A 13578-nucleotide genomic window follows, 5' to 3' on the forward strand; every position below is an offset into this window, starting at 1 on the left:
GGTTCGGTCATTCGTGGAGAACGCCGAGATAGGCATCGCGGACGATCCGATCGGCGAGCAGTTCGCTTCCCGAACCGCTGCGCACGATACGTCCCATGTCCATGACAAAGGCGCGGTCGCAGAGATCGAGCGCGATGGTGACGTCCTGCTCCACCAGCAGGATCGACGTGCCGCCAGCGTTGAGCTCGCGCAGCGCCGCCACGAGCTGCTCGACCAGCAAGGGCGAAAGCCCGAGCGAAAGCTCGTCGATCATCAACAGCAGCGGCGCGCTCATCAGGCCGCGGCCGATCGCGCACATCTGCTGCTCGCCGCCGGACAAGGTCGCCGCCGCCTGCCGTCGCCGCTCGCGCAGCTTCGGGAACGTGGCATAGACCTGATCGAGGTCGCGATTGATCTCGGCGCGGCCGGCGTCGCGCAAATAGGCGCCCATCAGCAGGTTCTCCTCGACACTCATCGCGCCGAACAGCCGCCTCCCCTCCGGCACATGCACGATGCCGTGAGCAAGGATCCCGGCGGCGGTGTCGCCGGTGAGATCGCGGCCTTCCGAGAAATAACTGCCCGCCGTGGTCGGGATCAGGCCCGACAATGCCCGCATCAGCGTGGTCTTGCCGGCGCCGTTGGAGCCGATCAACGCGGTGATCTCGCCGCGGCGAACGTCGAGATCGATGCCCCACAGCACCTGGATCTCGCCATAGCCGGCGCACAGCCCTTTCAGTTCGAGGATCAGGGAGCTAGCCACGGGCGGCATTCCGTTTGGCATATTGCTGGCCGAGATAGGCCTCGACAACAGCGGGATTCTCGATCACCTCGCGCGGCGCGCCATCGGCGATCAGCGCACCGTTGTGCAGCACCGCGATGCGGGTGCAGACATTGAGCACCACCTTCATCAGGTGCTCGATCATCACGATGGTGATGCCGCTGGCGGCAAGCTCATGGATCAGCTTGGTCGCGCGCTCGACCTCGGCGCTGTTGAGACCGGCATTGACCTCGTCGAGAAACAGCAGTTTCGGATTCATCGCGAGCGCTTTCGCAAGCTCCAGCCGCTTGCGCATGGCGAGCGTCAGCGTCGCAGCAGGGTGATTGGCCTGCAACTCGAGGCCGACATAGACCAGATGGGCCATTGCCTGCTCGCGCGCCACCTTCAGGCTTTGACCCGGTTGCGAGAACAGCGCGGCGGCGGCGACATTATCGAGCGCGGTGAATTCGGCAAATGGCTGCACGATCTGGAAGGTGCGCGACAGGCCGAGCCGCGCCGCCTGATAGGTCTTGATGCGCGTAATGTCATTGCCGTCGAAAGCGATCTTCCCCGAATTGGCCGGCGTGACGCCGCAGATGGTGTTGACCAGCGTGGTCTTGCCGGCGCCGTTGGGTCCGATCAGGCCGAGCACCTCGCCTCTGTTGACGGTGAGCGTGACGTCGCGCAGCGCCTGCAGGCCGCTGAAATGCCTTGATACGTTCTCGAGGCGAAGGATCTCAGACATGCTTGACCCGTCGCCAAAGGTTGGATGGCCGCAATGAGATCAGGCCATGCGGCAGGAACAGCAGCAAGAGGACGATGATCAGCCCGAGCACGCCGGTGTGGATCTGGATGTAGTTGCGCCAGACCACCTCCTCTAATCCGAGATAGAGGAATGCGCCGCAGGCAACGCCGAGCGGCGAGCCGAGGCCGCCCATCAGCGCCATCACGATCGGTTTCACCGAATAGAGGATGTCGAAGACGTCGGACGGATCGATATAGTGCACCCAGGCGGCATAGACGCCGCCGGCGGCACTGACGAAACAGGCCGACAGGCCGAAGGCGATGCTCTTGTAAAGCGTGGTGTTGAGGCCGACCATGCTGGAGGCGGTCTCGTTCTGGCGGATGCAGGCGAGCCCGAAGCCGAGCTTCGAGCCAGCGACGGCCATCACCATCAGCGCGGTGAGCAGCAGCAGGATCCACATCGCGTAAAAGAAAAACACCGCTTCCGCGAGCACGCCGGAGCCGGACACCAGGGGGATGTTGAGGCCCATGCCGCCGCCGGTGAGATCGGTGGCATTATTGATGAGCTCGCGCAGCACCTCGACCAGCGAGAGGCTTGCGATCGCAAAGTAATGTCCGCGCAGGCGCAGCAGAGCCGCGCCAAGTGCCGCCGTGATCAACAAGGCGGCGACCGCGGAGATGACGACGCCAAGCCAGAGCGGCAATCCCTTGCCCAGCAGCACGCCCGTGGTGTAGGCGCCGAAGCCGAAGAAGGCGGCGGTCGCAAACGAGGGATAGCCGGCAAAGCCGCCGACCACGTTCCAGGACAGCGCGAGGATCGCATACATGCAGGCGATGGTGCCGAGCCGCAGCGCATAGGCGCCGCCAAACAGCGGCAGCGATGCGACGACCGCGAGCAGGACAAGCAGAGCGATATTCGACTTCGTCATTCAAAACCCTTCCGGCCAAGGAGCCCCTGCGGGCGCAGGATCAGGAAGACGATGAGCAGGATGAAGGACAGCGTGGTCGCATGGGCCGGACCGAAGAAGGTCGAGCCGATCCCTTCGACCAGCGCCAGCAGCAGCCCGCCCGCGAGCGCGCCCGAGACGCTGCCGAGGCCGCCGAGCACGCAGACCACGAAGGCTTTTCCGAGATAGCCCGACGAGGTCAACGGCGAGATCGGAAAGATCAGCGCCATCAGCACGCCGGCGCAGCCGGCGAGTGCTGCGCCGAGGCCGAACGCAACCGCGTAGATCGACTTGACGTCGACGCCCATCAACACCGCCGCGTCGCGGTCGAGCCGCACCGCGACAATGGCGCGCCCGACGCGCGAGTGTCGCAGCAGGAGATAGAGCAATCCGGTCAGCGCCAGCGCGGAGACCGTCGCGATCAGACGATCGACCGGAACCACCACATCGAAGATCGACACCGAGCCGAGCGACGGCGTCAGCGTCAGCTTGCGGTAATCAGCCTTGAAGAAATAGATCATCGCGTTGTTCAGGATCAGGTCGAGCCCGAACGTCATCGTCAGCGTCACCAGCACGGGGGCGGTGATCACGCGGTTGAGCAACAGCCGCTGCAGGAGGTAGCCGAGCACGAAGAACAGCGGCGCAGCGACCGCGACCGAGTACCAGGGCGAGATGTGCAGCGCGTTGTAGAGCCCGTAGGCGAGATAAGCGCCGAGCACGATGAAGGAGCCGTGGATCAGGTTGATGACGTTGAGCACGCCCCAGACCAGCGAGAAGCCGATCGCGATGCAGGCATAAAGGCAGCCGAGAACGACGGCGTTCACCAGGATCTGGGCTGCGTGCATGAGGGTGCCCTAACCGATCAGCTCAAGAGTGCCGTCATTGCGAGGAGCGAAGCGACGAAGCAATCCATTCTTTCTACTTGTGGAGACATGGATTGCTTCGCTTCGCTCGCACTGACGGTTGGTCATCGGTTGACGCCAACCTTGAGGTCGCCCTGCTTGATGGCTTCCGGGAACAGCACCACGGGCTTCGCGCTCTGGATCTGGAAGACCGGCGGGTCGAGCGAGTTGATCTGGCCGTTGGCACCAAACCTGACGGGGCCGAAGAAAGTCACCACGTCGAGCTTGGCGAGTTCATCGCGTACCTTGTCGCGATCGAGCGAGCCGGCCTTTTCGATCGCCATCTGGAACAGCGCGCCGCACAACGCCGCCGACGCCTGGCCATAGTCCGGCTCGCTCTTGTACTTGGCCTTGAACAGCTTCACGAAATTCTCGGTCGCGCCGAAAATGTCCTTGCCCTCATATCGCGCGGCCGGATGCCACCAGGAGGCGCTGGTGATGTTCTCGGCGGTCTTGCCACCGGACTCGATGAATTCCTGGTAGGCGGGACCGGCGATCATGGTGACGACCGGCGCCTTCATCTCCTGGTCGACCATCTGTTTGCGCACCAGGAGCAGGTCGTTGATGTAGCCGGTGACGAAGATCCATTGCGGCGCCAGCGACTTGATCTGCGACAGCGTCGCCGAGTGATCGAGCGTGCCGATCGCATATTTCTCGAAATAGACGAGGTCGAAGCCGTTCGCCTTCGCCGACTTCTCCATCTCCTGCGCGATCGCGAGCGGGAACAGGTCGTTGCGCGCGAGGATGGCGACCTTCTTCACCTCGGGCACCTTGGCCTTGATGATCTGGGTCAGCGGTGTCGTCAGCGTGTCGTTCGGCGTGAAGGTGCCGAACAGATATTTGTAGCCCTGGTCGTAGACCTGGACCGAGGATGCAGTCGCCGCCAGCGTCGGCACCTTGTACTTCTCGGATACGGTGCTGGCCGCCTTGGCCGCGCCGGAGCCGAAGGCGCCGAACATGAAGTTGACATTGCCCTGGGTGATCATCTGCTCGGTCGCCTGCACCGCGCGCGGCGTGTTCGACTGATAGTCGGCGTAGACGATCTCGACCTTGTATTTCTTGCCGCCGACGGAAATGCCGCCGGCCTTGTTCGCCTCCTCGGCCCAGAGGTCATAGCCCTGCTGCTGCTTGATCGCCTCAGGCGCGAGCGGGCCGGTGATCGGCAGCGGGGCCCCGAAACGGATGACGTCCTCGGCCGACGCGTTAGAAGCCAGCGCGCCGGAGAGAACCGCTGCCGCCCATATTGGGGTTGCAAGACGCGCGCAACGAGTGACCCAAGACTTATTCATAGAATATTTCTCCATGGCGGCCAGACCGAATGGAAAAATCATGGCAAATCCCGCATTCGAATAAAAGCATTGAAATTAGAGGTCTGAGGTCGAATAATTCGATCCCTGGTCAGCGCCTGCCATCTTGTTGGGCAGACCGACAGGAGGCAGACCGACAGGAGGACGAACGCCGCATGATCGAGTCAGCCGCCATCCGATATTTCCGAGAGGTCACTCAATGCGGCTCGATCAAGCAAGCGGCTGCTACGCTGCGGATCGCGCCGAGCGCGATCAGCCGGCAGATGCAGGCGATCGAGGAGGAGCTATCGGCAAAGCTGTTCGAGCGCGGCCCGCGCGGGATGCAGCTCACCGGCGCCGGCCATTTGCTGTACCGCTACGCGGTCGAGAACCGCAATCAGCTCGACGGCATTCGCGTCAAGGTGCAGGAATTCGACAGCTCGCGGCGTGGACAGGTCAGGATCGCCACCGTCGAGGGCATGCTGATGAGCTTCCTGTCGAATTTCGCCGTTGACCTTGCCGGCGACTATCCGGGCATCTCGATCTCGATGACAATGGTGGGCTCGCGCGACGTGGCCGAGAAGGTTGGCCATAACGATGCTGACCTCGGCTTCGTGTTCGGCCGCGCGCCGCGCAGCGACCTGATCGAGCTCGGGCGAATGCGGCAGTCGCTGTGCCTGATCGTCTCGCCACGCCATCCGTTGGCGAACAAGGCGAGCTGCACGGTGAAGGAACTCGCAGGGCTACGCGTTGTGGTTCCCGATCCGTCCTTCGGCATTCGTCAGGAGGTCGATCGCGCCTGCGCGCAGGCCAAGGTCAGGCTCGAGGTGTGCACCGAGACCAACTCGCTCGCCTTCGCACAAAGGCTTGCCGCGCGCACCGATCTCGCCACCTTCTTGCCGCGTGTGGCCGCGGTGCAGGCGCTGGAGGCGGGCCTGCTCGTTGCCGTGCCGCTACGCGACAAGCGGCTGGAGGCGACGCAGGTCACCATGGTCCGGCTGGCGAGCCGAAACCTGTCGCCGTCCTGCCGGCTGGTGGCCGACCTCCTGATCGGCCGAATGCGTGAAGAGCAGGACTGAATTGTCCGAGCTCAGCTCGCTTTGCGCAGTTTGAAGCGCTGGATCTTGCCGGTCTGCGTTTTCGGCAGCGCATCGACGAAGCTGATGGCGCGGGGATATTTGTACGGCGCGATCCTGGCCTTGACGTGATCCTGCAGGAGCTTGACCTGCAACTCATCGCAGCGGCAGCCCTGCTTCAGCACGACATAGGCCGAGACGATCTGCCCGCGCTCTTCATCGACCTGCCCGACCACCGCACATTCCGCGACATCTGGATGTGTCAGCAGCGCGGCCTCGACCTCGGGACCTGCGATGTTGTAGCCGGAAGAAATGATCATGTCGTCGGCGCGGGCGACGAAGGAGAGCCTGCCATTCTCGTCGCGCACGAACGCGTCGCCGGTCAGGTTCCAGCCATCGCGCACATATTTGGTTTGGCGCGCGTCCGCGAGATAGCGACACCCGGTCGGGCCGCGCACCGCGAGTTTACCGACCTTGCCGGGCGGCAACTCGTTCATGTCGTCGTCGACGATCTTTGCCTCATAGCCGGAAACCGGATGTCCGGTCGTGCCCGCCACGGCATCGCCGATCCGGTTGGTGATGAAGATGTGCAGGATCTCCGTGCTGCCGATGCCGTCGAGAATCGGCTTGCCGGTCTTCCTGGTCCAGCTTTCGAACACCGGCGCCGGCAACGTCTCGCCGGCGGAAACAGCGATGCGCAGCGATGACAGATCGGCCCCGTTGTCCATCGCGGCCATCATCGCACGGTAGGCGGTCGGCGCGGTGAAGCAGATCGTGGCCTTGTAGGTCTCGATGATCTCGACCATCTGGTTCGGCGCGGCGTTTTCCAGCAGCGTCGCGGTGGCGCCGAACCGCAAAGGAAAGATCGCAAGCCCGCCGAGGCCAAACGTGAAGGCCAGCGGCGGCGAGCCGACAAAGACGTCGTTCTCGGTGACCCCAAGCACTTCCTTCGCATAGCCGTCCGCGACGATCAGGAGATCGCGGTGGAAATGCATCGTCGCCTTCGGCTCGCCGGTCGTGCCCGATGTGAATCCTAATAGCGCCACGTCATCGCGGCCGGTCTTGACCGCGTCGAACCGCACCGGCTTGCTCAATGCGACGCGGTCGAGCTCGGCGTCGTGATTCTGCGTGCCGTCGAAATTGACGACCTGCTTGAGGAATTTGCTGGTCTTGGCACAGGCGACAAGTTCGTCGGCGATACGGCTATCAGTTAGCGCCAGCGAGATTTCGGCCTTATCGACGATCTTCGCCAGTTCGCCGGCGCGGAGCATCGGCATGGTGTTGACGACCACGGCGCCGGCCTTGGTCGCGGCGAGCCAGGCGGCGACGAAGGCCGGATTGTTGCCGGAGCGGATCAGCACGCGGTTGCCGGGCTTGACCCCGTAGTTCTCGACCAGCGCATGCGCAAGGCGGTTGGACCAGTCGGTCAATTCCTTGTAGGTGCGCTGGCGGCCGTTGCCGATCAGCGCAGTGTGGTCGCCAAAGCCTTTCTCTACCATGCGGTCGGTCAGTTCGACCGCGGCATTGAGATATTCTGGATATTGAAATTCAGGCCGGTCGAGCAGCAGGTCCGGCCATTGATGGAATGGCGGAAGATTGTCGCGCGTGAACGTGTCGACATGGGCGGAAGGGCCCAGCTTCGGTGCAAGAACTGCCATATCCATCGCCCCTCGCTTTCCAGCAAGAATGCTCACGATCACACATCGAGGACGCCCGGCAGCGTATCCGGCAACAATTTTATACTTAAAACAATTTCACGCAAGAGCCGATTTTGCGGTTCGGAGAATTCAGTCCTGCGCCAATTCGCGCAGGCGCGTGACCATCGCCGAGTCCGGATCGGCGAGCGGCGCGATCGCGGTGAAATGATTGGCAGCGGCGACGACGCCGAAGCGGGTGGCAACGCCGGCCGCGCCCCATTGTTCGACGATGGTGCGGCTTTGCCGATGATATTCGGCGCTTTCGGTTTCGCCGACCACCGCATCCAGCGCTGTTCCGGCCGGCGGCCGCCAGAACAGCGGACTTGCAGCCTCGGCCGCCGCGGCATCCAGACGCAATGCCTTGTTGATCGAGGTTTCGACCAGCGGCGCGAGCTCGAACAGGCCCGAGATCGAATAGGCGGATATGACCGGCCGCTTCGGCAGCGACGCATCGAGCGCCGGCCAATCGGTCGCGAGCATGCAGGCGGCGAGATGCCCGCCCGCGGAATGGCCGCTCACCACCAGCGGTCGGCCAAGCCGAGCCAATACGCGCGAGGCATCTCGCATCTGGCTGATGATGTCGGCAATGGTGACAGTGGGACAGAGATCGTAGCTTGGCACGGCAACCGTGACTCCGTGGGCATTGAGCCCGCGCGCGCAATGGCTGAAGAAGGAGCCGTCGAGCGCCTGCCAATAGCCGCCGTGGATGAAGACGACGATCGGCCCCTCGCTGCTTTCAAACAAATCAATGGTGTGGCGATTGCCCGGGCCGTAGGCGATGCGGCGCGGCGCATGCTGCGCGCGATAGGCGGCCGCGTCCCTGGCCCAGCCTTCGATCAGCGCGGGATGTTCCGGTACCCGCGCGCGGTTGTTGTATTCGACCTCGTAGTCGACCCCAGCCACGCCGCTCATGGCGTCCGCGCTTTGGCCGATCGCTGCGCCGACGCCTTTGTCTTGGCGAGCAGCCGCATCAATTCGCTGATATCCTTGCGCGAGAGGTCGGCGAAGACATCGGCGATCCAGGTCTCGTGCTCGGCGGCCATCTTGCGGAACTCGGCGCGGCCGAGCTTTGTCAGCCGGATGAACTGCACGCGCCGATCGGTCTCCGAGGTGCGGCGGTCGAGATGACCGGATTCCACCAGCCGTTCGACCAGACCGGTCACATTGCCGTTCGACACCATCATCCGCTTGGAGAGGTCGGACAGCGTCATGCCATCAGGCACCTTGTCGAGCTGGGCCATCAGGTCGAAGCGCGGCAACGTAACGTCGAAGCGCTCGCGAAGGCGGCTGCGCACCTCGCCCTCGATCAGTGTGGTGCAGGTCAGGAGCCGAAGCCAGAGCCGAAGCTCGGTGCCGTGATCCTCCGGCAGTTCGACCGCTTTTGTCTCGGAATCAAGCATCATGGGTAGTCACGCCTTTCGCGGCGCCAATCGCAGCCGATCGTTTTGACCTTCAAGCAATTCGCGGCATATCGCAAGCTGAATGAGCGATGCTCCATGATATCGCGGGATCTCTTTAAGCTTCAAGCAATTTGGCGCGGCGCTTGCATGCGGGCTTGCATACGATCCGCTGGCGGTCGAGACGCGGCGAGGCATTCGCTTGCGGCGCTTGCCGTCGTCAGAATAAGCTGTGGCGCGGGATTTTGATCTTTGTTGGCGCGGGGACAGACCATGAAACGGGCATTGAAGTTGGCAGGACTGGCGGCGCTGTTCGCCCTTGCTGCCGGACCTGCGCTGGCGCAGGAGAAGATCAAGATCGGCGTCATCGTGACGACGTCGGGCCCGGCTGCCGCGCTCGGCCAGCAGGTGCGCGACGGTTTTGCGCTGGCGATCAAGGATCTCGGCGGCAAGATGGCGGGCCGCGAGGTCGAGGTCGTGAATGTCGACGACGAGCTCAAGCCGGATGGCGCGGTGACCAAGGTGCGCGGGCTGCTGGAACGCGACAAGGTCGACTTCGTGGTCGGGCCGATCTTCTCCAACATCCTGCAGGCGATCCATCGCCCCGTGACCGAGAACAAGACGTTCCTGATCTCGCCCAACGCCGGACCCTCGAGCTACGCCGGCAAGGAATGCAACCCATTCTTCTACGTCACCTCCTATCAGAACGATCAGGTGCACGAGATCCTCGGCAAGGTCGCGCAGGATCGCGGCTACAAGCGCGTCTATCTCCTGGTACCGAACTATCAGGCCGGACGCGACTCGGTGGCCGGCTTCAAGCTCGACTACAAGGGCGAGATCGTCGATGAATCCTATACGCCGCTCAACACGCTCGACTTCCAGCCGGAGCTCACAAGAATCTCCTCGCTGAAGCCGGATGCGCTGTTCACCTTCATGCCGGGCGGCATGGGCGTCAATCTGGTGAAGCAGTACAAGCAGGCCGGCGCCACCGTGCCCGTGCTATCGGCCTTCACGGTCGATGAATCCACGCTGCCGGCCCAGCAGGATGCGGCGGTCGGCATGTTCGGCGGCGCCAACTGGGCGCCCAACCTCGACAATCCCCAGAACAAGAAGTTCGTGGCGGCCTATGAAGCCGCCTACCAGAGCGTGCCCGGCACCTACGCCATGCAAGCCTACGATGCGGCGCTCTTGATCGACAGCGCTGTGAAAGCGGTGAACGGCAACCTCTCCAACAAGGAGGCGGTCGCGGCGGCGCTGAAGAAGGCCGATTTCGTTTCGCTTCGCGGCAGCTTCAAGTTCAACGCCAACGGCTATCCGATCCAGGACTTCTATCTGACCCAGGTCGCCAAACGTCCTGATGGAAAGTTCCAGACCGAGATCGTACAAAAGGTGTTCGAGAATTACGGCGACCGTTACGCCAAGGATTGCTCAGGCAAGTAAGCGAGGGAGTGGAACAATGAACGACGAGATCGCGGGCATCACCCGCGCCAACGAGGGCATGCAGGGCATCACCTGGAACATCCTCGGCCAGACCTATGTGCCGAAGAACCGCACCGAGCATTCGTTCTCCTGGCACGCGACGTTTCCGCCCGGCACCTTCGTGCCGCCGCACATCCATCCCGACCAGGACGAATATCTCTACATCCTCGAAGGCAAGCTCGACTTCATGCTCGACGGCGCCGATGAATCGGCGACGCCAGGCGATCTCGTGCGCCTGCCGATGGGCAAGCCGCACGGCATCTTCAACAAGTCACAGCAGGCGGCGAAGACGCTGTTCTGGGTGTCGCCGACGCGCCGGCTCTACGACCTGTTCTGGGCGATCCACAACATGCGGGAGCAGAACCCGGATGACGTGGTCCGGCTCGCGGCCGAGTACAACATCCACTTCCTGCCGCCGCCTCCGGCGTAACGCAGGCTGATATTTGCTCGAATCGACGCGAGCGTGGCTTTTCACCTCTCCCGAAGGGAGAGGTCGGCGCGAAGCGCCGGGTGAGGGGTTTCGCTCCCTCATGGACACCGCCCCCTCACCCGGATCGCATCTGACGATGCGATCCGACCGCTCCCCGCTGGGGAGAGGTGGGCACCGAGCTACTGCCGCGCCACCACGCGGGCGGCGAAGCCGGCCTTGGCGGCGTAGCCGCGCACGATTGCTTCGCGGGCCTCGTAGCTGAGGATGGTATCGATATCTGTAAACCCCTGCGGGGCGATCTGCTCGACCGCATCGATCACGCCCTCCGGCCCGCCGCGGCGGTTGGAGGCGACGATGTCGGCAGTCATCGGCAGGCGCTGGCGTTCATAGGCGGCCAGCGCCTGACGTGGATGCTCCGACCGCGCCAGCGCATCCGCGAGACACCGCGCATCGAGGATGGCCTGCGAGGCGCCGTTGGAGCCGACCGGATACATCGGATGCGCGGCATCGCCGAGCAAGGTGACGCGCCCGCTCGTCCAATAGGGCAAGGGATCGCGGTCGCAGCACGGATACTCCCAGAATTCCGGCGTGGCGCCGACCAGCGCTGCAAAGTCCACCTGCGGGATCGAGAAGCCTGTGACATGCGGCATCAGCTCTTCCCGCCTGCCGAGATTCGACCAGCCCTCGCGGCGCGGCGGCGGTGACGCGCCATCGCCGATCCGCACCATCACCGCCCAATTGGTGAGACGGCTGGCCGGGCTCGAGCCTTCCGCGATCGGATAGATCACGGCCTTGGCGTTCAGGCCCCCGGCGATGATCATCGAGCGGCCGGTCAGGAACGCGGGCCAGTCGGCGGCTCCGCGCCACAGCATCAGGCCGTTCCAGCACGGCGGGCCTTCGTTCGGAAACAGCGTCTCGCGCACTTTCGAGTGGATGCCGTCGGCGCCGATCAGGATATCAGCGCGAGCGGTGTGCATATGTGCCCCCGCACGATCGAAGAAATAGGCCGTGACGCCGCCTTCATCCTGCGTGAACGCGCCGAGCCGGCAGCCGGTGTGGATCGCCTCGCCGCCAAGCCGCTCGACCACAGCCTGATGGATGACGCCCTGCAGACGGCCGCGATGGACGGAGAATTGCGGCACGTCGTGGCCGGCGTCCAGCCCGCGCTTCTCATGCCAGACCTGCTGGCCATGGCGCGTCAGGTAGAACAGTTCATGGGTCCGGATCGCGACCTTGTCGAGCGCGTCAAGCAGGCCAAGCCCGGCGAGTTCGCGGATTGCATGCGGCAAAGTGTTGATGCCGACCCCGAGCTCGCGGATCGTCTCCGCCTGCTCGAACAATTCGCAAGTAATGCCACGGGCCCGCAGCATCAGCGCCGTGGTGAGCCCGCCAATCCCGCCGCCGACGATAATCGCCTTCATCGCCCTACTCCACTCGCGACGTCATGCCCGGCCTTGCGCCGGGCATCCACGCCGTCCGCGCTGAACCAAGGACGTGGATGGCCGGGACGAGCCCTGCCATGACGAAAGCATTCGCTCGACGCACCAGCGTCGCATGGCCCAAGCCCGCGTCGCAAGCGGGTTTGTTGGAGGTGGAGCGCGCTTAGGTTAACGCTCTCACCACCTCAATCCGGAACCACCGCGATCGCCTGGATCTCGACCTTGGCGCGATCCTCGATCAGGCCGGAGACCTGGACCGCCGTCATCGCCGGGAAGCGGCGGCCCATGATGTCGCGGTAGACGGCGCCGATCTCCTTCAACCGGGAGGAATATTCGCGGCGGTCGAGCAGGAACCAGGTCATCGACACGATATGCTCCGGCTTTGCGCCGCCGCTGGCGGCGACCGCGACGACGTTGCGCAGGGTCTGCCCGATCTGCTCCACGAGGTCGTCAGTCTCGAACACGCATTGCGCGTTCCAGCCGATCTGGCCGGCGACAAGGATCATCTTGCCGCGCGCGGCAACGCCATTGGCATAGCCGACCGGCTGGGCCCAGCCTTCGGGCTGCAGGAGTTCGATCATGTGCTTATTCCCGTCAAAGGCTCAATTCCCCTCGAAGACCGGTTTCCTCTTGGCGGCGAACGCCTCGAAGGCGCGGCGGAAATCGCCGGTCGCCATGCAGATCGCCTGCGCCTGCGCTTCCGACTCCACTATCTCGTCGATGCCCATCGCCCATTCCTGGTTGAACATCGTCTTGGTCATGCCATGCGCGAACCACGGACCGTCGGCGAGCGAGCGGGCGAGATCGTAGGCCGCGGCAGGTAGCTCCGCCGTCGGCACCAGTCGGTTGTGAAAGCCCCAGGCAAATCCCTCTTCCGCGCTCATAGCCCGGCCGGTGTAAAGCAACTCAGCGGCGCGGCCCTGACCGATCACCCGCGGCAACAATCCGCACGCGCCCATGTCGGCGCCGGCGAGGCCCACGCGCGTGAACAGGAAGGCGGTCTTGGCCTGCGGCGTCGCCAGCCGCAGATCGGAGGCGAGCGCCAACATCGCGCCGGCGCCGGCACAGATGCCGTCGATTGCGGCGACGATCTGCTGCGGGCATTTGCGCATCGCCTTCACGACATCGCCGGTCATGCGCGTGAACGCGATCAGGTCCGGCATCGCCATCCGCGTCAGCGGCTCGATGATCTCGAACACGTCGCCGCCGGAGCAGAAATTGCCGCCGTCCCCGGTCAGCACGATGGCGCGGACATCTGAGGCGTAGGCGAGATCGCGGAAGAGATCGCGCAGTTCCTCGTAGGACTGGAACGTCAGCGGATTCTTCTTGTCCGGCCGATTCAGCGTGATCGTGGCGACGCGGGCATCGTCATCGGTTGCCCATTTGAAATGGCGCGCCTGATAGTCCTTGAACGGCCGGAGCTTTGCTTTCATCTCAGACATGAT

Annotated in this window: 14 protein-coding genes; 3 read left to right on the forward strand and 11 right to left on the reverse strand. The window is 63.9% G+C overall.

All coding sequences use genetic code 11. The features are described from left to right. Positions 1–7: 7 nt before the first annotated feature. From AC5ZGW_RS08015 to AC5ZGW_RS08035, 5 genes are all read right to left on the reverse strand, one after another. Positions 8–739: an ABC transporter ATP-binding protein gene (locus AC5ZGW_RS08015; protein ID WP_496113895.1), complete on the reverse strand. Its 732-nt coding sequence runs from the start codon at positions 737–739 to the stop codon at positions 8–10. Beyond that, positions 732–1481 carry an ABC transporter ATP-binding protein gene (locus tag AC5ZGW_RS08020; protein ID WP_130229937.1) on the reverse strand — a complete coding sequence of 250 codons (750 nt, stop codon included), beginning with the start codon at positions 1479–1481 and terminating at the stop codon, positions 732–734. Before AC5ZGW_RS08020 ends, AC5ZGW_RS08015 begins: the two co-directional genes overlap by 8 nt. Continuing rightward, positions 1474–2409, reverse strand: coding sequence for a branched-chain amino acid ABC transporter permease (locus AC5ZGW_RS08025; protein ID WP_130229939.1), 936 nt, complete (start codon positions 2407–2409; stop codon positions 1474–1476). Before AC5ZGW_RS08025 ends, AC5ZGW_RS08020 begins: the two co-directional genes overlap by 8 nt. After that, a complete protein-coding gene (locus AC5ZGW_RS08030) occupies positions 2406–3272 on the reverse strand; it encodes a branched-chain amino acid ABC transporter permease (RefSeq protein WP_130229941.1) in 867 nt (288 codons plus the stop codon). The genes AC5ZGW_RS08025 and AC5ZGW_RS08030 overlap by 4 nt, the downstream gene beginning before the upstream one ends. Positions 3273–3394: 122 nt before the next feature. Beyond that, a complete protein-coding gene (locus tag AC5ZGW_RS08035; protein WP_130229943.1) occupies positions 3395–4618 on the reverse strand; it encodes an amino acid ABC transporter substrate-binding protein in 1224 nt (407 codons plus the stop codon). 173 nt (positions 4619–4791) lie between these two features. On the opposite strand from AC5ZGW_RS08035, the gene AC5ZGW_RS08040 reads away from it, so the two are divergent. Next, positions 4792–5694: a LysR family transcriptional regulator gene (locus AC5ZGW_RS08040; protein ID WP_130229945.1), complete on the forward strand. Its 903-nt coding sequence runs from the start codon at positions 4792–4794 to the stop codon at positions 5692–5694. Between the two features lie 11 nt (positions 5695–5705). Here the strand turns inward: AC5ZGW_RS08040 and AC5ZGW_RS08045 are convergent, their stop codons facing one another. From AC5ZGW_RS08045 to AC5ZGW_RS08055, 3 genes are all read right to left on the reverse strand, one after another. After that, the gene (locus AC5ZGW_RS08045; RefSeq protein ID WP_130229947.1) at positions 5706–7349 is read right to left on the reverse strand and encodes a benzoate-CoA ligase family protein; all 1644 of its coding nucleotides are present in this window, start codon (positions 7347–7349) and stop codon (positions 5706–5708) included. Between the two features lie 129 nt (positions 7350–7478). Then, on the reverse strand, positions 7479–8300 hold the full coding sequence (locus AC5ZGW_RS08050) for an alpha/beta hydrolase (protein ID WP_165435578.1): 822 nt from the start codon (positions 8298–8300) through the stop codon (positions 7479–7481). After that, positions 8297–8791, reverse strand: coding sequence for a MarR family winged helix-turn-helix transcriptional regulator (locus AC5ZGW_RS08055; RefSeq protein WP_028165273.1), 495 nt, complete (start codon positions 8789–8791; stop codon positions 8297–8299). Before AC5ZGW_RS08055 ends, AC5ZGW_RS08050 begins: the two co-directional genes overlap by 4 nt. A 267-nt stretch (positions 8792–9058) precedes the next feature. Here AC5ZGW_RS08055 and AC5ZGW_RS08060 point away from each other — a divergent pair, with 267 nt between their 5' ends. Next, positions 9059–10225, forward strand: a complete 1167-nt coding sequence (locus AC5ZGW_RS08060) for an ABC transporter substrate-binding protein (RefSeq protein WP_130229949.1) — start codon at positions 9059–9061, stop codon at positions 10223–10225. Positions 10226–10241: 16 nt separating this feature from the next. Continuing rightward, entirely contained in the window at positions 10242–10694 is a 453-nt protein-coding gene (locus AC5ZGW_RS08065; RefSeq protein WP_028165271.1) for a cupin domain-containing protein, read from the forward strand. Between the two features lie 179 nt (positions 10695–10873). Here the strand turns inward: AC5ZGW_RS08065 and AC5ZGW_RS08070 are convergent, their stop codons facing one another. From AC5ZGW_RS08070 to AC5ZGW_RS08080, 3 genes are all read right to left on the reverse strand, one after another. Continuing rightward, positions 10874–12115, reverse strand: coding sequence for a flavin-dependent oxidoreductase (locus AC5ZGW_RS08070; RefSeq protein WP_130229951.1), 1242 nt, complete (start codon positions 12113–12115; stop codon positions 10874–10876). A 203-nt stretch (positions 12116–12318) separates the two neighbouring features. Further along, a complete protein-coding gene (locus AC5ZGW_RS08075; RefSeq protein WP_208822005.1) occupies positions 12319–12714 on the reverse strand; it encodes a RidA family protein in 396 nt (131 codons plus the stop codon). A gap of 21 nt (positions 12715–12735) precedes the next feature. Continuing rightward, positions 12736–13575 (reverse strand): enoyl-CoA hydratase family protein, encoded by an 840-nt coding sequence (locus AC5ZGW_RS08080; RefSeq protein WP_130227824.1) that lies wholly within the window; start codon positions 13573–13575, stop codon positions 12736–12738. Positions 13576–13578 lie beyond the last annotated feature (3 nt).

Source organism: Bradyrhizobium sp. Crot121, assembly GCF_059512385.1.

Bases quoted from the DNA above. Each gene is read 5' to 3' on its own strand.
- AC5ZGW_RS08020 (WP_130229937.1), bottom strand. From the start codon at position 1,481: ATGTCTGAGATCCTTCGCCTCGAGAACGTATCAAGGCATTTCAGCGGC.
- AC5ZGW_RS08025 (WP_130229939.1), bottom strand. From the start codon at position 2,409: ATGACGAAGTCGAATATCGCTCTGCTTGTCCTGCTCGCGGTCGTCGCA.
- AC5ZGW_RS08030 (WP_130229941.1), bottom strand. From the start codon at position 3,272: ATGCACGCAGCCCAGATCCTGGTGAACGCCGTCGTTCTCGGCTGCCTT.
- AC5ZGW_RS08035 (WP_130229943.1), bottom strand. From the start codon at position 4,618: ATGAATAAGTCTTGGGTCACTCGTTGCGCGCGTCTTGCAACCCCAATA.
- AC5ZGW_RS08040 (WP_130229945.1), top strand. From the start codon at position 4,792: ATGATCGAGTCAGCCGCCATCCGATATTTCCGAGAGGTCACTCAATGC.
- AC5ZGW_RS08045 (WP_130229947.1), bottom strand. From the start codon at position 7,349: ATGGCAGTTCTTGCACCGAAGCTGGGCCCTTCCGCCCATGTCGACACG.
- AC5ZGW_RS08050 (WP_165435578.1), bottom strand. From the start codon at position 8,300: ATGAGCGGCGTGGCTGGGGTCGACTACGAGGTCGAATACAACAACCGC.
- AC5ZGW_RS08055 (WP_028165273.1), bottom strand. From the start codon at position 8,791: ATGATGCTTGATTCCGAGACAAAAGCGGTCGAACTGCCGGAGGATCAC.
- AC5ZGW_RS08060 (WP_130229949.1), top strand. From the start codon at position 9,059: ATGAAACGGGCATTGAAGTTGGCAGGACTGGCGGCGCTGTTCGCCCTT.
- AC5ZGW_RS08065 (WP_028165271.1), top strand. From the start codon at position 10,242: ATGAACGACGAGATCGCGGGCATCACCCGCGCCAACGAGGGCATGCAG.
- AC5ZGW_RS08070 (WP_130229951.1), bottom strand. From the start codon at position 12,115: ATGAAGGCGATTATCGTCGGCGGCGGGATTGGCGGGCTCACCACGGCG.
- AC5ZGW_RS08075 (WP_208822005.1), bottom strand. From the start codon at position 12,714: ATGATCGAACTCCTGCAGCCCGAAGGCTGGGCCCAGCCGGTCGGCTAT.
- AC5ZGW_RS08080 (WP_130227824.1), bottom strand. From the start codon at position 13,575: ATGTCTGAGATGAAAGCAAAGCTCCGGCCGTTCAAGGACTATCAGGCG.